This is a genomic window from Rhodococcus sp. GXMU-t2271 (assembly GCF_041414735.1).
Taxonomy (GTDB): domain Bacteria; phylum Actinomycetota; class Actinomycetes; order Mycobacteriales; family Mycobacteriaceae; genus Rhodococcus; species Rhodococcus indonesiensis.
This window is the reverse complement of record NZ_JAUIZP010000009.1, coordinates 45,185-63,348: the sequence shown is the minus strand read 5'-3', so window position 1 is coordinate 63,348 and position 18,164 is coordinate 45,185. Positions and strand designations below refer to the sequence as shown.

Annotated in this window: 16 protein-coding genes; all 16 read right to left on the bottom strand. The window is 72.2% G+C overall.

What is annotated here, in order from left to right:
* Positions 1-201 precede the first annotated feature (201 nt).
* On the bottom strand, positions 202-423 hold the full coding sequence (locus QYS60_RS04525) for a hypothetical protein (protein ID WP_003938223.1): 222 nt from the start codon (positions 421-423) through the stop codon (positions 202-204).
* 43 nt (positions 424-466) lie between these two features.
* Positions 467-1,318 carry a DivIVA domain-containing protein gene (locus QYS60_RS04520; protein WP_003938222.1) on the bottom strand — a complete coding sequence of 284 codons (852 nt, stop codon included), beginning with the start codon at positions 1,316-1,318 and terminating at the stop codon, positions 467-469.
* A 147-nt stretch (positions 1,319-1,465) separates the two neighbouring features.
* Positions 1,466-1,756 (bottom strand): YggT family protein, encoded by a 291-nt coding sequence (locus QYS60_RS04515; protein WP_003938221.1) that lies wholly within the window; start codon positions 1,754-1,756, stop codon positions 1,466-1,468.
* Positions 1,757-1,870: 114 nt separating this feature from the next.
* The gene (locus QYS60_RS04510; protein WP_003938220.1) at positions 1,871-2,539 is read right to left on the bottom strand and encodes a cell division protein SepF; all 669 of its coding nucleotides are present in this window, start codon (positions 2,537-2,539) and stop codon (positions 1,871-1,873) included.
* 31 nt (positions 2,540-2,570) lie between these two features.
* Positions 2,571-3,308 carry a YggS family pyridoxal phosphate-dependent enzyme gene (locus QYS60_RS04505; RefSeq protein ID WP_289380334.1) on the bottom strand — a complete coding sequence of 246 codons (738 nt, stop codon included), beginning with the start codon at positions 3,306-3,308 and terminating at the stop codon, positions 2,571-2,573.
* The gene (gene pgeF / locus QYS60_RS04500; protein WP_040783527.1) at positions 3,305-4,060 is read right to left on the bottom strand and encodes a peptidoglycan editing factor PgeF; all 756 of its coding nucleotides are present in this window, start codon (positions 4,058-4,060) and stop codon (positions 3,305-3,307) included. Before pgeF ends, QYS60_RS04505 begins: the two co-directional genes overlap by 4 nt.
* Positions 4,057-5,253, bottom strand: a complete 1,197-nt coding sequence (gene ftsZ, locus QYS60_RS04495; RefSeq protein ID WP_003938217.1) for a cell division protein FtsZ — start codon at positions 5,251-5,253, stop codon at positions 4,057-4,059. Before ftsZ ends, pgeF begins: the two co-directional genes overlap by 4 nt.
* Positions 5,254-5,454: 201 nt before the next feature.
* Positions 5,455-6,189, bottom strand: coding sequence for a cell division protein FtsQ/DivIB (locus QYS60_RS04490; RefSeq protein WP_289380338.1), 735 nt, complete (start codon positions 6,187-6,189; stop codon positions 5,455-5,457).
* Positions 6,186-7,718, bottom strand: coding sequence for a UDP-N-acetylmuramate--L-alanine ligase (murC, locus tag QYS60_RS04485; RefSeq protein ID WP_289380340.1), 1,533 nt, complete (start codon positions 7,716-7,718; stop codon positions 6,186-6,188). Before murC ends, QYS60_RS04490 begins: the two co-directional genes overlap by 4 nt.
* A complete protein-coding gene (gene murG, locus QYS60_RS04480) occupies positions 7,715-8,869 on the bottom strand; it encodes an undecaprenyldiphospho-muramoylpentapeptide beta-N-acetylglucosaminyltransferase (protein WP_371382535.1) in 1,155 nt (384 codons plus the stop codon). Before murG ends, murC begins: the two co-directional genes overlap by 4 nt.
* Positions 8,866-10,356, bottom strand: coding sequence for a putative lipid II flippase FtsW (gene ftsW, locus QYS60_RS04475; RefSeq protein WP_371382534.1), 1,491 nt, complete (start codon positions 10,354-10,356; stop codon positions 8,866-8,868). Before ftsW ends, murG begins: the two co-directional genes overlap by 4 nt.
* Positions 10,353-11,786, bottom strand: coding sequence for a UDP-N-acetylmuramoyl-L-alanine--D-glutamate ligase (murD, locus tag QYS60_RS04470; protein WP_371382570.1), 1,434 nt, complete (start codon positions 11,784-11,786; stop codon positions 10,353-10,355). Before murD ends, ftsW begins: the two co-directional genes overlap by 4 nt.
* 76 nt (positions 11,787-11,862) lie before the next feature.
* Complete coding sequence (mraY, locus tag QYS60_RS04465; RefSeq protein WP_003934158.1) at positions 11,863-12,945, bottom strand: phospho-N-acetylmuramoyl-pentapeptide-transferase; 1,083 nt, start codon at positions 12,943-12,945, stop codon at positions 11,863-11,865.
* Positions 12,942-14,468: a UDP-N-acetylmuramoyl-tripeptide--D-alanyl-D-alanine ligase gene (murF, locus tag QYS60_RS04460; protein WP_371382533.1), complete on the bottom strand. Its 1,527-nt coding sequence runs from the start codon at positions 14,466-14,468 to the stop codon at positions 12,942-12,944. Before murF ends, mraY begins: the two co-directional genes overlap by 4 nt.
* The gene (locus QYS60_RS04455) at positions 14,465-16,114 is read right to left on the bottom strand and encodes a UDP-N-acetylmuramoyl-L-alanyl-D-glutamate--2,6-diaminopimelate ligase (RefSeq protein WP_371382569.1); all 1,650 of its coding nucleotides are present in this window, start codon (positions 16,112-16,114) and stop codon (positions 14,465-14,467) included. The genes murF and QYS60_RS04455 overlap by 4 nt, the downstream gene beginning before the upstream one ends.
* 168 nt (positions 16,115-16,282) lie before the next feature.
* Entirely contained in the window at positions 16,283-18,130 is a 1,848-nt protein-coding gene (locus QYS60_RS04450; RefSeq protein ID WP_371382532.1) for a peptidoglycan D,D-transpeptidase FtsI family protein, read from the bottom strand.
* Between the last annotated feature and the right edge of the window lie 34 nt (positions 18,131-18,164).

Sequence of the window (18,164 nt, the reverse complement as noted above, 5' to 3'; positions counted from 1 at the left end):
GCACCGTCCCTCCGGGCTCTGCCGGTGAGACGGGCCTCTCGTTCGGGCTGTGACGGGCCCACCCGTTCGGTTCTACTGAGCAGTGCCGGTCGGCACGGCCGTTCTTCCGAAGGCTCCCCGGTGATGGCCGGATCGTCGCCGTCCCCGGCGGTCGCCGGGAAGGACTGCAGTCTGTCCTCGAACTATTCTATGCCGCCGCGCTCACTCGCCGGCATCGCGTCCCCCGCGGCGCCGTTCCGGTTCGCCTCCCGCCGCCGTCGGGGGCGCGGTCCGCTTGCCGCTCAGCGCACTGATCAGCAGCAGGACCGCGCCCACCACACACACGACGATGCAACCCCAGGCCCACAGCACGGAGCCCGTCATGAGCGCCACGACGAGCATCCCGAAGCCGACGGCTGCAAGGGAGAGCGTCACCACCAGCACGGCGCACCCTCATCCCCACCCGGCCATCGGACCCCCGCCTCGGTCAGCTGTTGCCCTTGGCGAAGGACGTGGACCCGAACGACGAGTTCGACTGGTTGAACGCATCCTGGCCGCCGTCGACCGGCACGGCGGACCCGCGCTGCTCGAGTTCCTCGAGCTGGGACTCGAGGTAGGACTTCAGGCGCACCCGGTACTCACGTTCGAACGTCTTGAGCTGCTCGATGCGACCCTCGAGCACCGAACGCTGCTGGTTGATCGTCGCCATGATCTCGGTGTGCTTCTTCTCCGCGTCCGCCTGCAGCGCGTCGGCCTTCTCCTTGGCCTGACGCAGCTGCGTCTCCGAACGGGTCCGGGCGTCGGCGAGCATCGCTTCCGACTTCTGCCGCGCGTCCGCGATCATGGCCTCGCTGCGGGTGCGCGCGTCGGAGATGAGCTGCTCGGAGTTGGTGCGGGCATTACGCAGCAGCTCCTCGGCCTCGGTCTTGGCGTCGCCGGTGAGCCGGTCCGCCATCTCCTGGGCCAGACCCAGCACCTTGGCGGCCTGCATGCTCGCGTCCGCGGAGGCCGGCGCGGCCGCGACCGGCGCGGGGGCCGGCGCCGGCGCCGGGGTCGGCGCGGGTTCCGGCGGCTTCGGCGCCTCGACGACGCGCGCGGGTTCCGGTTTGGCGGCCGGGGCCGGAGCCCCCCCGGAACGGGCGCCCTTCTTGGCCTCGGCCAGCTCCTGGTCGAGTTCGGCCACCCGCTGCCGCAGGTCGGCGTTCTCCTCGATCAGGTGGGACAGTTCCTGCTCGACGAGATCCAGGAATGCGTCGACCTCGTCCTCGTTGTAACCACGCTTTCCGATCGGCGGCTTGCTGAACGCGACATTGTGCACATCAGCTGGGGTCAGCGGCATGGAAGGATCCCTTCACGCGTCGTGTGAGCGGTCAAGCAAGCATTCAGTTATATCCACAGTGCGTCACGCGTATCAAACTCACTGTAACTGGCACCCCATTCTGGCACAGGGCGGCTTTCACGCGGATCGTCCGAGCAGGTGTCGGCCTCAGAGCGTCCCACCTCGGGGAATGAACGCCATCAGGAAGTAGACGATGAAGAGCAGCACCATGATGGACAGATCCAGTCGCACTCCGCCGAGATTCAGCGGAGGAATGAGCCGGCGCAACAGTTTGACCGGCGGATCGGTGACCGTGAAGATCGCCTCGAGAACGACGACGACAAATCCCGTCGGCTTCCAGTCCCGCGCGAACGTCCGGATGAACTCGACGATGATCCGGCCGATCAGCAGCAGCCAGAAAATGAACAGCAGGAACCAGAGCACCTCGAATACGGCCACTCGCCCACTCTGCCCGACAACGGCGCATCGAGCCAAACCGAAACGCCCGGCGTCCGGTGTTGCACACCGGGCACCGGGCGTCGACCGTGCCGGGAACCGCCGCCGCGGATCGGGTCACTGCTGGTTGTAGAAGCCCGTCTCCGCGATCCGGCGGCGCTCCTCGGCGGAGACGTCGATGTCCGCCGGGGACAGCAGGAACACCTTCGTGGCGACCTTGTCGAACGAACCGCGCAGCGCGAAGGCCAATCCGGCCGCGAAGTCGACGAGCCGCTTGGCGTCGGCATTGCTCATCTCGACCAGGTCCATGATCACCGGGGTGCCGTCGCGGAACCGCTCCCCGATCGTGCGGGCCTCGCCGTAGTCCCGGGGACGCAGCGTGGTGATCTTCGACAACGGGCCTCCCTCGTCGAACAGTGCGCCGCGACGGGCCTCGGACCGTTCCAGGCGGCCCTCGGAACCGAGCGACGACCGTGCGGCGGCACGCGCCGGCGGCGGGGTCGGGCGCGGTGCGCGGGCCGTGATCGGCTCCACGCGGGCCGCGCGCACGGGCGGCTCGTAGCGATCGAAGCCGTCCGGTTCGAAGTCGCGGCCGGCATCCTCGCGCCGCGATGCCTTGTACTCGTCCCGGTGCGACGGTCCGTAACCGCCGCCCGCGTACGGCGGCTCGTCGTAATCGCGGTCGCGCTCCCGGCGGGCACTCGCGGGGTCGTCGAGGTAGTCGTCCTCGTACTCCTCGAGCGGCACCATCCCGAAGTACGCCTTGAACTTGTGGAGTGAGCTCATGGATCAACCTTCCTCGCGCGGCGGTCGCCACTCAGGCTAACGGCCGCGAGCCCAACACCGCGGTTCCGACACGCACGCACGTCGAACCCCATCGCACCGCCGCCTCGAGATCACCGGACATCCCGGCAGACAGTTCGGTGGCCTCGGGGTGATCGGAGCGCAACGCGGCGTGGAGCCCGGCGAGCCGTTCGAAGGCGGCATCCGGGTCCCAGCCCAGCGGCGGTACCGCCATGAGACCGCGCAACGCGAGCCCGGCGGTCCCGGCGATCTCGTCCGCGAGCGCGTGCAGGTCGGCGGAACTCACCCCGCCTCGCTGCGGGTCGTCGTCGAGACTGACCTGCAGCAGGACGGCCAGGGGCGTGTCACGATCACCGGCGTCCTGCGCGGCCCGCGCACCGGCGTCCAGTGCGCGGGCCAGCCGGGCGCTGTCGACCGAGTGCACGGTGTGGGCCCAGCGCGCCACGGCCCGCGCCTTGTTGCGTTGCACCCGGCCGATCATGTGCCAGGCGACGGTGGGATCGGTTGTCCGCGAGCGGAATTCGGCAACCTTCGCGGTCGCTTCCTGTTCGCGGGATTCGCCGAAGGCGCGGCACCCGAGGCCGTAGAGGATCTCCACGTCGGAGACCGGGAAGAACTTCGTCACCGGTAGCAGTGTGATCTCCGCCGGGTCGCGGCCCGCCGCCCGGGCCGCGGCGTCGAGCCGCTCGTGTGCCCGGTGCAGTCCGTCGGCTATCTCGGCACGCCGCGCGCCGGCATCCGCTGCGGTCACCGGCCACCTCCGGCGGCGGGGTCCGATCCGGCTTCGAGCCAGATCACCGCCGCCAGCCGTCCGGTCGGCGCCTGCCGGCGATGGCTGAACAACGTCGGATCCTCGATAGTGCACCGGGGATCCTCCGCGACGGCCGTGACGCCGTGCTCGAGCAGTTGCCGGCGCAGCCCGGCCCGCAGGTCCAGCGCGGGCGTGCCCGCGACGGTGCGGGTGGCGCTACCGGGCAGGTGCGCCTCCACGTCGGCCTGCATCGAGGCGGGCACCTCGTACCGGCGCCCGCTCGCGGCGGGTCCGAGGAACGCGCCGATGCGCTCCGGTCGCGCACCGAGTTCGGTCATCGCGTCCAGGACGCGGGGCACGATCCCCACGCGGGCACCGATCCGGCCCGCGTGCACGGCGGCGATCACGCCCGCCTCCTCGTCCGAGAGCAGCACGGGCACGCAGTCCGCGCTCAACGTGACGAGCGCGAGACCGGTCTCGCGCGTGACCAGCGCATCGGTCGCGGGTACCGGGCCGCGGACCGGGCCGTCCACGACGGTGACGTTGCGACTGTGGATCTGCTCCATCCACACGAGGCGCTCGTACGGCAGCCCGATGACCGAGGCGAGCCGGCGCCGGTTCGCCTCGACCGCGGCCGGGTCGTCCCCCACGTGGTCACCGAGGTTGAACGAGTCGTAGGGCGGGGCGGAGACGCCGCCGGCACGGGTGGTGACGACCCGCCGCGCCCGCAGAACCGGCTGTGCCACCGTCAACGGCGCATGAAGATCGGCACGTCGACGTCGTCGTCGCCGTCGTCGTCCGCCTCGACCGGCCGCGCCGGCTGGGCCGACCCGATCGGCGGGAGCGAGCTGCCCGCGACGGGGTGCGGCTCGCGCGCCGGCATCTCCTCGGCCCGCTCCCGCTCCGGGCGGCCGACGTCGCCGGCACGCCCCGCGCCGATGGTGCCGCCGCGCGTGGCGGGGGTCGGCGGGGCCGATTCGACGGGACGTCGCGCCGGGGTGCCGCCGTCGAACCCGGCCGCGATGACGGTGACGCGCACCTCGTCGCCCAGGGAGTCGTCGATGACCGTGCCGAAGATGATGTTCGCGTCGATGTGCGCGGCCTCCTGCACCAGCGAAGCCGCCTCGTTGATCTCGAACAGGCCGAGGTCGGAGCCGCCGGCGATGGACAGCAGCACGCCGCGCGCACCCTCCATCGACGCCTCGAGCAGGGGCGAGTTGATCGCTGCCTCGGCGGCCTTGATGGCCCTGCCCTCGCCACGGGAGGAGCCGATGCCCATCAGGGCGCTGCCGGCGCCGGACATCACGCCCTTGACGTCCGCGAAGTCGACGTTGATCAGACCCGGGGTGGTGATCAGGTCGGTGATGCCCTGGACACCGTTGAGCAGCACCTCGTCGGCGGAGCGGAACGCGTCCATGAGACTGACGGCGGCGTCGCCGAGCTGCAGGAGCCGGTCGTTGGGGATGACGATGAGGGTGTCGCACGACTCGCGCAGGGTCTGGATGCCCGTGTCGGCCTGGCTGCCGCGGCGCTTGCCCTCGAACGAGAACGGCCGCGTGACGACGCCGACGGTCAGCGCTCCGAGCTTGCGGGCGATGCTCGCGACCACGGGCGCGCCGCCGGTGCCGGTCCCGCCGCCTTCACCGGCGGTGACGAAGACCATGTCGGCGCCCTTGAGCACCTCTTCGATCTCGTCCTTGTGGTCTTCGGCGGCCTTGCGGCCGACCTCGGGGTCCGCGCCGGCGCCGAGCCCCCGGGTGAGCTCGCGGCCGACGTCGAGCTTGACGTCGGCGTCGGACATGAGCAGGGCCTGCGCGTCGGTGTTCACCGCGATGAACTCGACTCCCTTGAGTCCCTGTTCGATCATGCGGTTGACCGCGTTCACGCCGCCACCGCCGATACCGACGACCTTGATTACGGCGAGGTAGTTGTGCGGGGGCGTCATGGGCTCTCGCCTTCCTGAGAAATCGGTCACGCTTCGATCATCATCGGTGAGGTACGGACAAACCCTCAACCACAGGTCGATGGTTATGTCAAGTATCTCGACTGGTGCGAAACGCTATGGCACGGTGGCGGCGATCCGCCAGCAGGCGCGCCGACGGCGGGCACGATTTTCGTCCCGGGGCCTCGATCACCGGCCGCGTCGTCATCGCACCGTAGGCAGGTCGGGCGCCGCCACGTCGTAGGTCTGCCCTGGCCGGGTGAGCAACGGCACCACCACCTGTGCCTTGCGATCCGAACGTTCCACCGTGCCCCACACCACGATCCGGCCGTCGTGCAGGGTGAGCGAGACCTCGGATGCCGACGGCGCGTTCACCTCACCCACCTGCACACGCAGCTCGGGCGGCAGCGCCTCGAGCACCTCGATCGCCGCTGCCGTCGCCGGGTCGCCGGGACCGGCGGCGGGGGTGACCAGACGCGGGGTCAGCATGGGCGGCGGCTCGACCGCGAAGTCCACCCCGTCGGCGTCGAGCGAGTGTGTGCCGTCGGGCGCGTCGACGAACACCACTGCCTCCCGCTCGGTCACCGTGACCCGCACGGTGGAGGGGTAGACGCGCTGGACCCGTACGGACGCCGCCCGCGGCAGCGTCGCGACCCGCTGCGCCGCCGCCGCCGTGTCGACCTGCAGCAGCGGCGTGCCCTCCGCGAGGTCGAGACGGGCCAGCACGTCCTCCTGCGGGATCGCCGTCGCCCCCACGACCTCGACGGTCCGGACCGACAGCAACGGCGACAGCCACGCGACGGCGATCAGCCCGAGCACCGCCGCCACCACCGCCGCACCGATCAGCACCGTCCGCACCCGCACGGAGCGGCCCGAGGGCCGGCGCGCGGGCCGTGCCGCCCCGCGGGGGCGGATACGGGTGGTGGCGGCGGGCGTCACGGACCGACCGGCCCCGGACCGGCAGCAGCTCCCGGCCGCAGCCGGCCCGGCTTGCTGCGCAGGGCATCGAGAATCTGGCGCCCGAGCATGGTCACGTCCCCCGCACCCATGGTGATCACGACGTCGCCCGGACGGCTCAGCCGCGCGACCTGGCGTGGCACGAGAGACAGATCCGGCTGGTAGTGCACGGGCTTGGACACCGACTGCGCGACGAGGGCACCGCTCACGCCCGGTCGCGGCTTCTCGCGCGCACCGTAGACGTCCAGGACCACGACCTCGTCGGCGAGGTCGAGGGCCGCGCCGAACTCCGTCGCGAAGGTCTCGGTGCGCGAGTACAGGTGCGGCTGGAAGACGACGATCACGCGGGGACGTTCGGTGCCCGTCTCGGTGTAGCGAACCGGCTCGCCGGCGACCAGCTCCGCGGCCGCGGCCAGCACCGCACGGACCTCGGTGGGATGGTGGGCGTAGTCGTCGAACACCCGCACGCCGTGTTCGCGGCCGCTGTACTGGAAGCGGCGGTGCACCCCGCCGAAACCGGCCAGACCCTCGACCGCTTCCTCGACCGGGGCGCCCGCCTCGAGGGAGGCGAGCAGCGCGGCGAGCGCGTTGAGCGCCATGTGCCGGCCGGGAACGGACAGCCGCACCGTGCGTGGTGCCGCCTCGTCGGCCAGGTGGAATTCGGCCACTCCCCCGACGTCCTTGGCCTCCCAGTTGAGCAGACGCACCCCCACCGGCACCCCGTCCACCTCGGCACCGTCACCGATCGCCGCCGCCGTGCCGTATCCGGTGACCCGCAGATCGTCCGGGCGACGGGCCGTCGCGCGTCGCGCCAGGGCGGCCGAGCCGGGGTCGTCGAGGCAGGCCACGAGCAGTCCGCCGGGGGCGATGCGGTCGACGAAGTCGTCGAACACCTGCACGTACGCCTCTTCCGTGCCGAAGAAGTCGAGGTGGTCGGCCTCGATGTTGGTCACGATCACCACGTCGGGGTCGTACTGGAGCAGGGAACCGTCGCTCTCGTCGGCCTCGGCGACGAACACGTCACCGCTACCGTGGTGCGCGTTGGTGCCCGACTCGTTGAGTTCGCCGCCCACGGCGAAGGACGGGTCGAAGCCACAGTGCTGCAGTGTCACCACCAGCATCGAGGTCGTCGACGTCTTGCCGTGCGTGCCGGCGACCAGGAAGGTGCGGTGCCCGCGCATCAGGGCGGCCAGCACCGCCGGGCGGAACAGGACGGGGACACCGCGGTCGCGGGCGGCGACGAGCTCGGGGTTGTCCTGGGGGATCGCGGCGTGCGTCGTCACCACCGCGGTGGGGCCGCCCTCGAGCAGGTCGAGCGCGTTCGCGTCGTGTCCGATGCGCACCGAGGCGCCGCGCGCACGCAGCGCCAGCACGCCGCGGCTCTCCTTCGCGTCCGATCCGGAGACCTTCCCCCCGCGAGCGAGCAGGATCCGGGCGATGCCGGACATCCCGGCCCCGCCGATGCCTACCATGTGCACCCGCTCGAGCTCCGGGGGCAGCTGCTCGCTCATCGATCACTCCTGTTCGCTTTTACACCTGCGACGTCCAGCACGATCCGCGCCACCTCGGCGGCGGCGCTGCGGTGGCCCGCTCCTGCCGCCCGCCGTCCCATCTCGGCCAGACGGGTGGCGTCACGCAACAGCGGGATCACCGTGTCGGCCACGAACGCCGGTGTCAGTTCCTCGTCCGCCACGATCATTCCACCTCCGGCCGCCACCACCGGCCGGGCGTTGAGTTCCTGCTCTCCGTTGCCGTGCGGCAACGGCACATACACCGCCGGCAGCCCCACCGCGGACACCTCGGCGACGGTCATCGCACCGGAGCGGCAGATCACCGCGTCGGCGGCGGAGTAGGCCAGGTCCATTCGCGTCAGGTAGGGCACGGCGACGTAGGGACAACGGTCGTGCTCGGGACGTGTGGGCACGTCGACGGTGTTCTTGGGGCCGTGGGCGTGCAGCACGGCGATGCCCGCGGCGGCGAGCTGTCCGGCAGCGCCGGAGACGGCCTCGTTGAGGGAGCGGGCGCCCTGCGAACCTCCGAACACCAGGAGCACCGGCCCGTCCGGGGGGAGCCCGAAGTGGGCCCGGGCCTGGGCGCGCAGTGCCGCGCGGTCCAGCCCGGTGATGGACGACCGGACGGGGATGCCGACGATCTCGGCCTCGCCGCGGCGCACGATGCCCGATCCCGGGACCGCGGCCAGGACGCGTGCCGCGCGCAGGGCCCCGATCTTGTTGGCGATACCGGCGCGGGCGTTGGCTTCGTGGACGACGACGGGGATGCGGCGCCGGCGGCGCAGCGGCCCGGCACCGGCGGCCAGGTAGGCGGGCAGCGCCACGTAGCCGCCGAATCCGACGACGACGTCGGCGTGCGCGTGGTCGAGCACCTCGCGGGTCCGGCGAACCGAGGCGAGGACCCGCGCCGGCAGCCGGGCCAGATCGGCGGTGAGCTTGCGGGGCAGTGGCACCGGGGGGATCAGTTCGAGGGGATAGCCGCGCTGCGGCACGAGGGTGGTCTCGAGACCCCGTTCGGTGCCCAGCGCGGTGATCGTCGCCGTCGGCACCAACTCGCGGAGCGCGTCGGCGACCGCGAGGGCCGGCTCGATGTGCCCGGCGGTGCCGCCCCCGGCCACCACCACGGACAGGGCAGACTGCTCGCCGCTCACCTACGATTTCCTCGCTCTCCGGTTCGTCCGTCTCTGCTGTCGGTCGTGCGCGCCGGGCGTCTCGCCCGGCGCGGGGCCTGGTCCTGCGGTGCGGCGGGCTGTGTCGTGCGCCCGCGCGCACGCTCCTGTGGTGCGCGTCCCCGCGGTGCCGGCCGCTCACGGACCGCCGTGCCGCTGCCCCGCTCGGCACCGGCCCGGCGCGGCGCGGCGCGGCCGGGATCGGCACGCCGGTCGAGCCGCACGGCTTCGCCGCGTGACGGGGTGTACTGCTCCGGTTTCGGCAGCCGCAGCAGCCGTCCGAAGCGGCCGTCCTGCCCGGCGTGCAGGGCGGCGACGGCCTCCGGTTCGTGCCGCGCCGCGTTGGCGATCAGACCGAACATCAGCAGCGTCGTCGCAGTGGACGTGCCGCCGGCCGAGACCAGCGGAAGCTGCAGTCCGGTCACGGGCAGCAGCCCGACGACGTAGCCGATGTTGATGAATGCCTGTCCGATGATCCACGTGGTGGCGGTGGCAGTGAGCAACCGCAGGAACGGATCGACCGAGCGCAGCGAGATCCGCAGACCGGCGTACGCGAACAGACCGAACAGGCCGATGACTGCCAGGCCGCCGAGGAATCCGAGCTCTTCACCGATGATGGCGAAGATGAAGTCGTTGTGGGCGTTGGGCAGGTAGCTCCACTTGGCGCGGCTCTGCCCGAGACCGCGGCCCCAGAATCCGCCGTCGGCCAGGGAGAACTTCGCCTGGCGTGCCTGGTACCCGATGCCCTGGGGGTCCGCGCCGGGATTGAAGAAGGCACGCACGCGTGCGGACCGGTACCCGGCGGTCAAGGCGAGAAGCACCGCGAGCCCGGCGGCGGTACCGACGATCGTCAGGAACACCCGCAGCCGCAGACCTGCGAACCAGAGCAGCGCCAGGACGATGATCGCGAGCGAGACGGTGGTACCCAGGTCGGGCTGGAGGATGATCAGCAGGGTGACCACCAGGGTGGCCGGGACCAGCGGAATCATCATCTCGCGGGTACTGGAGCGCTCTGCGCGACGCGACGCGAGCAGGTGCGCACCCCAGACGGCGATGGCGATCTTGGCCAGCTCGGAGGGCTGCAACGACACGCCGGCGACGACGAACCACCCGCGGGTGCCCTGGGACAGCGTGCCGATGCCGGGGATGAGCACCAGGACCAGCAGCACGACGGTGACCGCGAACGCCGGGAACGAGAACCGGCGCAGCACCCGCACCGGCACGATCAAGGCGAGGTAGAAGATGACCATGCCGAGGGCCGCGAAGATCGCCTGCGAGGTGAACAGGCCGTAGGCCGAACCGTTCGTGGCGACGGCTTCGACACTCGACGACGACAGGACCATCACCAGGCCCAGCACGGTGAGCAGCACCGCGATCGTGACGACCAGGTGGAACGAGGCCAGCGGCCGGGCCAGCCACAGCCCGACCCGGTTCCGCGCCGCCCCGTCGGCGGGCTGCGGGGTGTTCACCGCCGCGTCCCGCCCCCGCGCAGTTGCTCGACCGCGGCAGCGAACGCGCGACCACGCTGCGCGTAGTCGGCGAACATGTCCAGCGACGCCGCGGCCGGCGCCAGCAGCACGGTGTCCCCTGCCGTCGCCAGCGACGCCGCCTCGCGCACCGCGGTCCGCATGGCCTCGGGCCCGTCCACCCCCGCGAGCGCCACCCGGCGTGCGGTACCCGGGACCGTCCCCGGTTCGCTCGTGCTCATCTGTCCATCGTCGCGCGTGTCGAGGACGACGACGGGGACGTCGGGGGCGTGTCGCGCGAGCGCGTCGGCGATGCGGCCGGCGTCCCGGCCGAGCAGCACCACCCCCGCGAGACGGGGGGCGACCTCCGCCACCAGGTCGTCGACGTGCGCGCCTTTGAGCAGGCCGCCTGCCACCCACACCACCCGGTCGTGGGCGAGCAGCGACGTGCGCGCCGCGTGCGGATTGGTGGCCTTCGAATCGTCGATGTACGTCACGCCGTCGACGGTGCCGACGGGGGCGGCGCGGTGCGGACCGACGCGGTGCCGGCGCAGGCCGTCGTGCACGGCGGAGGCGGGGACGTCGATCGCGCGGGCCAGTGCCGCGGCGGCGAGCGCGTCGGACAGGCCGGCCGGCCCGGCCGGGGTCACGTCGGCGACCGCGGCGAGCACGGCGGAGTCGGCGAACGCGCGGTCGACCAGGACGTCGCCGCTGATGCCGAGCTCACCGGCCTGCGGGTAGCCGAGGGTGAAGCCGACCGTCACGACGGCCCGCGACCGGTCGCGCAGGCTTCCGGCGATCGGATCGTCGAGGCCGAGCACGCCGACGGTGCCGGTCAGCGCCCGCGCCTTGGCGTCGATGTAGCCCGCCATCCCGCCGTGCCAGTCCAGGTGGTCCTCGGCGATGTTGAGGATCACGCCGGCCTCGGGTCGCACGGACGGCGCCCAGTGCAGCTGGAACGACGACAGTTCCACGGCGAGGACGTCGGCGCGCGGCTCGGTCCGGCGCAGTGCGTCGAGGACGGGCAGGCCGATGTTGCCGCACGCCACGGACGCGAGCCCGGCGGCTTCGAGAATCGACTGCAGCATCGTCGTCGTCGTGGTCTTGCCGTTGGTGCCGGTAACGACGAGCCAGCGCCGCGGCGGGCCGTAGATCTCGGCCCGGTCGATACGCCAGGACAGTTCGATGTCCCCCCAGATCGGCACGGCGGCCCCCGCGGCATGCGAGAGCAGCGGTGCGTCCGGTGCGAACCCGGGGCTCGTCACGACCAGGGCGTAGGCATGCAGCGACGACGCGTCCGCGACGAGGTCGTCGAGATCGACGGTGTCGGCACCGAGTTCGCGGCAGCGCGCGAGGGCCTGCGGGTCGCGGTCGGCCACGGTCACCACCGCCCCGAGGTCGGCGAGGGGCCCGAGGGTGGCGCGGCCGGACATCCCGCCCCCGGCGACGAGCACGCGGGCGCCGCGGAGCCGGTCGAGACCTTGGCGGCGCAGTTCGTCAGTCACGGTGTCAATCCCCGATCGCCGCTAGGTATTCGCTGTAGAACAGGGCCATGCCGATGGCTGAGGCGATGGCGGCGAGCAACCAGAACCGGATGATCACCGTCGTCTCGGCCCAGCCGCCGAGTTCGAAGTGGTGATGGAACGGCGCCATGCGGAACACGCGACGCCGGCTGGACCGGAACACCGCCACCTGGATGACCACGGATGCGGCCTCGGCGACGAACAGGGCACCGATGACGACCATGAGCAGCTCGGTGCGCGTGGTGACGGACAGACCCGCGAGCATGCCGCCGAGGGCGAGCGAGCCGGTGTCCCCCATGAAGATCTTCGCGGGGGCGGCATTCCACCACAGGAAGCCGATGCACGCGGCGGCGCCGGCGGCGCACAGCAGCGCCAGGTCGAGCGGGTCCCGCACGTCGTAGCAGCCCTTGCCGGGGTCGGCGACGCACGAGTTGCGGTACTGCCAGAACGTGATGATCACGTAGGCGCCGAGCACCAGGCTCATCGACCCGGCGGCGAGGCCGTCGAGGCCGTCGGTGAGATTGACGGCGTTGGACCAGGCGCTGACGAGCAGGTACACGAAGAGGATGAACACCACCGCACCCATCGAGACCGTGGCGATGTCGCGCACGTAGGACAGGTGCGTGCTGCCGGGGGTGAGCCCGTCACCGTTGCGGAACTGCAGGGCGAGGATGCCGAACGCGACGGCGGCGACGAGCTGGCCGACCAGCTTGGCGGTCTTGTTCAGACCCAGGTTGCGCTGCTTGCGGATCTTGATGAAATCGTCGAGGAAACCGACGCCGCCGAGGGCGGTGGTCAGACCCAGCACGAGCAGACCCGAGGCCGACGGTCCCTCGGCCCCCTCGTAGGCCAGGCCGATGGCGTGCGCACCGAAGTAGCCGGCCCACAGGCCGGCGAGGATCGCCACGCCGCCCATCGTCGGGGTGCCGCGCTTGGACTGATGACTCTGTGGCCCTTCGACGCGGATCTCCTGGCCGAATCCCTGCCGCGAGAACGCCTTGATCAGCACCGGCGTCAGCAGGATCGACACCGCCAGTGCGATTCCCGCGGCGAAGAGGATCTGTCTCACCGTGCGGCCTCCGTTTCCGTTCCTGCCGTGCCCACCGACCCTGCGAGGATCGCCTCCGCCACCGTCCACAGCCGGACGGACTGCGAGGCCTTGACCAGCACCAGGTCGCCGGGCTGCAGTTCGCGCTCGAGGAGCGCGATCGCCGCGTCGGCGTCGGGGACGTGGGTCGCCTCGTCGCCCCAGGATCCTTCCATCACCGCACCCTGGTAGAGACCGCGGACCGGGCGCGTCGCGCCGACCGCGACGATGCGGGTGACGTCCAGGCGCACCGCGAGCCGGCCGATCGCGTCGTGTTCGACGACCGACTCGTCCCCGAGTTCGCCCATCTCCCCCAGGACCGCCCAGGTCCGGCGCGGGCTCTCACCCGCGCGGGCCATCGTCACCAGCGCCTTGAGCGCCGCGCGCATCGAGTCGGGGTTGGCGTTGTAGGCGTCGTCGACGACGGTGACGCCGTCGGCGCGGGTGCGCACGTCCATGCGATGTGCCGATACCGCGCCGGCGCCGCCGAGCGCGGTCGCGACCTGCTCGAGCGTGGCGCCGCACTCGAGGGCGACGGCCGCGGCCGCGAGAGCGTTGCCGATGTGGTGCTCACCATGCACCGCGAGAGTGACCGCGGCGCGACGCTCGGTGCCGCCGTCGCGCACGACCAGGGTGAAGGTGGGGCGGGCGTGCTCGTCGAGGTGGATGTCGGTCGCCCGGACGTGCGCGGCCGGGTCGCTGCCGACGAACACGACACGGGCACGGGTGCGGGACGCCATCGCGGCGACCAGCGGATCGTCGGCGTTGAGGATCGCCACGCCGCCCTCCGCGGCGGGCGGCAGGGCTTCGACCAGTTCTCCCTTCGTCTGCGCGATGACCTCCTGGGATCCGAACTCCCCCAGGTGGGCGGTGCCGACGTTGAGCACCGCTCCGATCCGGGGCGGAGCGATGGTGGCGAGGGCCGCGATGTGCCCGGGTCCGCGCGCCGACATCTCCAGGACGAGGAATCGGGTGTCGGTGGTCGCGCGCAGCGCCGTCCAGGGGTGTCCGAGTTCGTTGTTGAACGAGCCGGGCGGTGCGACGACGGGACCGAGCGGCGCGAGCACCGCCGCGAGCAGGTCCTTCGTGGAGGTCTTGCCCGCGGATCCGGTGACGCCGACGACGGTCAGTCCGGCCGCGGTGAGCTCGTCGACCGCGGCGCGGGCGAGGGCACCCAGCGCGGCGAGCACCGCGGCGCCGGAGCCGTCGGCGTCGTGCTCGAAGGCCAGCGAGTTGGTCTCGACCGGCGGCACCGGCGGCACCACGACGGCGGGCACACCCACCGGCCGGGCGGCGAGCACCGCGGCGGCCCCGGCGGCGATCGCCTCGGCGGCGTGATCGTGCCCGTCGGAGCGGGCTCCCGGCAGGGCGAGGAACAGCCCGTGCGGGGTGACCTTGCGGGAGTCGAATTCGACGGTGCCCGTCACCTCGACGGCCGGGTCGTCGACGTCGTGCAGTGTCCCGCCGACCACCTCCGCGATGCGGGCGAGTGTCATCGGGATCATGGGGTGCCTCCGTACTGCTCGCTACCTGCGCCGGCGAACCGGTCGATGGCCGCGGCGAGCACCTCGCGGTCGTCGAAGGGGTGCTTGACCCCGTGGATCTCCTGACCGGTCTCGTGGCCCTTGCCGGCCACGAGGACGATGTCGCCAGGACGTGCCCAACGCACGGCGGCTTCGATGGCCGCTGCCCGGTCGCCGATCTCGCGGACCTGTCCCCGCTGGTGTTCGGGGACGGCGCGGGCACCGGCGAGCACCGCGGCCCGGATGACCTCCGGGTCCTCGGTGCGGGGGTTGTCGTCGGTGACGACGAGCAGGTCCGCTCCCCGAGCTCCGACCTCCCCCATCAGGGGCCGCTTGCCGTGGTCCCGGTCGCCGCCTGCCCCGACGACGACGGCGAGCCGGCCACCGGCCGCCCGCGCGCGCAGCGTCGCGACGACGGCCTCGAGCGCAGCCGGCTTGTGTGCGTAGTCGACGACGGCGAGGAATTCCTGTCCGCGGTCGACCCGCTCCACCCGTCCCGGTACGTCGACGTCGGCGATGCCCGCGGCCGCGGCGTCGACGTCGACCCCGGCGGCCGCGCACACCGCGACGGCGAGGGCGGCGTTGGCGACGTTGAAGTGCCCGGGCAGGCGCACCGCCACGCGCCGCTCGACGGCGTCGGGGCCGGTGAGAGTGAACGTCTGGGAGCCGGACGGCTCGGTGCACACCGCCGTGGCGGTCCAGTCGGCCGTGCCGGTGGTGGCGACGGTGCGCACCGCGTCGGGCTCGGCGGGGTGGGCGGCCCGGGCGATCTGCGCCATCCGCACGCCCCACTCGTCGTCGACGCACACGACGGCCCGGTGCGCCCGGACGGGCGAGTCCGCCGCGAACAACCGGGCCTTCGCCCCGAAGTAGTCGTCGAGGTCACGATGGAAGTCGAGGTGGTCCTGGGACAGGTTCGTGAAGGCCCCGACCGCGAAACGGACCCCGGCGACCCGGCCGAGGGACAGGGCGTGGCTCGAGACCTCCATCACCACGGTGTCGATGCCCTGCTCGCGCATGGCCGCGAACAGGGCGTGCAGCTGCGGAGCCTCGGGGGTGGTCAGCGCGCTGGGCACCCGCCGGCCGGCGAGCCGGGTCTCGATGGTGCCGACCAGGCCGGTCACCCGACCCGCGGCGGCGAGTCCCGCCTCGATCAGATAGGAGCTGGTGGTCTTGCCGGAGGTGCCGGTGATGCCGACGACCTGGATGTGCTGCGACGGTTCGCCGTAGACGGCAGCGGAGACGAGGCCGAGGACCGACCGCGGATCCGGATGAACCAGCACCGGCACGGGACGGGTGACGACGGCGGCGAGGTGTTCGCATCCGGCGGCGTCGGTGAGGACGGCGACAGCACCGCGCGCCAGCGCCTCCCCCGCGTACTCGGCGCCGTGCGCGCGGGCGCCCGGCAGGGCGGCGAACAGGTCACCGGGCCGCACGCCCTGGGCGCGGAGGTCGACGCCGGTCACGGACACGGGAGCGCCGGCGGCGGTCGGGGCGGCCGCTGCGCCCGGTTCGACGGTGCCGACGGTCGCGCCCACGGCAGCAGCAAGGTCGCGGAGTGGCGTCACCGGTGGATGCTCGGGTCTCAGGCCGCCTCCCGGCGGGGACGGGTCCGGACTCGACGGCACAGGCACCAGGCTCCTCTCGCTCCGCGGCAGTGTCTCTGCCGTTCTTCGTACTCCCGCGGCCACGATGTGCCCGGGCTCGACCGCGGTGTCACGGTACCGACGTGTCAGGTTACCGACGGGCGGCGGCGGCGCCGACAGGTGCTCGGCGATCGACCGCACCCGCGCGGCTCAGTCCACCTGCAGGATCAGCTTGCTGCCCGGGTCGGCCGACAGCGGCACGCCCTCGCGCTGCAGCAACCACGAGGCGATCGTGTGGAACAGCGGTGCGGCGGACTGGCCGCCGCTGCCGTCGGCGCTGCGGGTGGGCGCGTCGAGCATGATGCCGATCACATAGCGAGGACGGTCGGCGGGTGCGATCCCGGCGAAGGTGATCCAGTAGTTCGAGTTCGAGTAGCACTTGCACGCCGGGTCGACCTGCTGCGCGGTGCCGGTCTTGCCGGAGACCTGGTAGCCCTCGATCGCGGCCGGGGTACCGGTGCCGCGCTGATTGCCGGTGTCGTCCTGCACCACGGCCCGGAACATGTCGCGCACCGTGGCGGCCGTCTGCGGGCTGACCACCCGCACCGGATCCGGCCGGGGTGTGTCGGTGCGGGTGCCGTCCGGGGCCACGACGGCCCGGACGACGCGCGGCGGGATCCGCTCGCCGTCGTTGGCGATGGCCTGGTAGATCCCGGCCATCTGGAGCAGCGTCATGGACAGACCCTGCCCGATCGGCAGGTTGGCGAACGTGCCACCGGACCACTGCTCGCGACTGGGCACGCTGCCGGCGGACTCGCCGGGCAGGCCCACGTCGGTGCGCTGTCCGAGACCGAACAGGTCCAGCATCTGCGCGAACCGGTCCTCACCGACCCGTTCCGCGAGCATCAGAGTCCCCACGTTGGAGGATTTCCCGAACACGCCGGTCGCGGTGTAGGGCACGACGCCGTGGTCCCATGCGTCCTTGACGGTGACGCCGGCCATCCGGATCGTGCCGGGTACCTGCAGCACCTCGTCCGGGGTGGTGAGCCCGTCCTCGATCGCGGCGGCCGCCGTGACGATCTTGTTCACCGACCCCGGCTCGAAGGGGGTGCTGACGGCGGGATTACCGAGTTCGGCGTCCTTCGGGTTGTTGCCGACCCCGATCGAGGGGTCGAACGTACCGTCGTTGGCCATGGCGACGACCTCGCCGGTCCGGGCGTCGAGTACGACGGCGGAGGCGTTCTTCGCCCCGGAGAGGTCCTTGGCCCGCTGAACCTGCTGCTGCACGTAGTACTGGACGTCGGAATCGATGGTCAGCTCCACCGCGGAACCGTCGACGGCGGGCTGCTGATCGCGCCAGCTTCCGGGGATCACCGCGCCGTCGGAGCCCCGATCGTACGTCGACGAACCGTCGGTGCCGGCGAGCACGGAGTCCATGGCGTCCTCGAGGCCGAGGAGGCCGTGCCCGTCCCAGCCGGTCGCACCGACGAGATTGGCGGCGAGCGAACCGCCGGGATACAGCCGGATGTCCTGACGCTCGAGACCCACCCGGTCGTACTCGTCGACGATCGCGGTGGCAACCGCCGGGTCGACGCCGCGCGCCAGATAGACGAATGTCTCGTCGCTGCGCAGCTTGTCGAGGATCTCGTCCTCGGGGGCGGCCGCCCCCAGCGCCTCGTGGATCGCGGCGGCGACGCCTTCCAGATATGTGTCGGTCTCGGGCCGTGTCGGGTCCTCGGCACGCGCCTCGTCGAGTTCCCGTCGCACACGCACGGGCTGGAACGTGAGTGCCTTCGCCTCCAACGTGTAGGCCAACGGACTGCCGTTGCGGTCGGCGATGGTGCCGCGGGTAGCGGGCTCGACGAGCCGCGTCGTGCGCTGACTGGCCGATTCGGCGGTCAGCTGCGGAGCCTGCACGACCTGAACCCACAGCAGTTGTGCGGCCGCCACCCCGAGCGCCAGGAACATCACCGCGCGGCCGTACCGGTAGCGGAACCGGAAACCGGTGGTGTCGGCCCCGCCGGAGCCCGGGCGGGAGCGAGCCCGCCGGACGGGCACCGGCCGGCGGGAGGGAGCGGGGCGGCCGCGGACC

What these genes read in the sequence shown, in the direction of transcription:
- murC (WP_289380340.1), bottom strand. Translation starts at nt 7,718, where the DNA reads ATGAGCGAGCAGCTGCCCCCGGAGCTCGAGCGGGTGCACATGGTAGGC.
- murF (WP_371382533.1), bottom strand. Translation starts at nt 14,468, where the DNA reads ATGATCCCGATGACACTCGCCCGCATCGCGGAGGTGGTCGGCGGGACA.
- QYS60_RS04520 (WP_003938222.1), bottom strand. Translation starts at nt 1,318, where the DNA reads ATGCCGCTGACCCCAGCTGATGTGCACAATGTCGCGTTCAGCAAGCCG.
- ftsZ (WP_003938217.1), bottom strand. Translation starts at nt 5,253, where the DNA reads ATGACGCCCCCGCACAACTACCTCGCCGTAATCAAGGTCGTCGGTATC.
- QYS60_RS04510 (WP_003938220.1), bottom strand. Translation starts at nt 2,539, where the DNA reads ATGAGCTCACTCCACAAGTTCAAGGCGTACTTCGGGATGGTGCCGCTC.
- murD (WP_371382570.1), bottom strand. Translation starts at nt 11,786, where the DNA reads ATGTCCGGCCGCGCCACCCTCGGGCCCCTCGCCGACCTCGGGGCGGTG.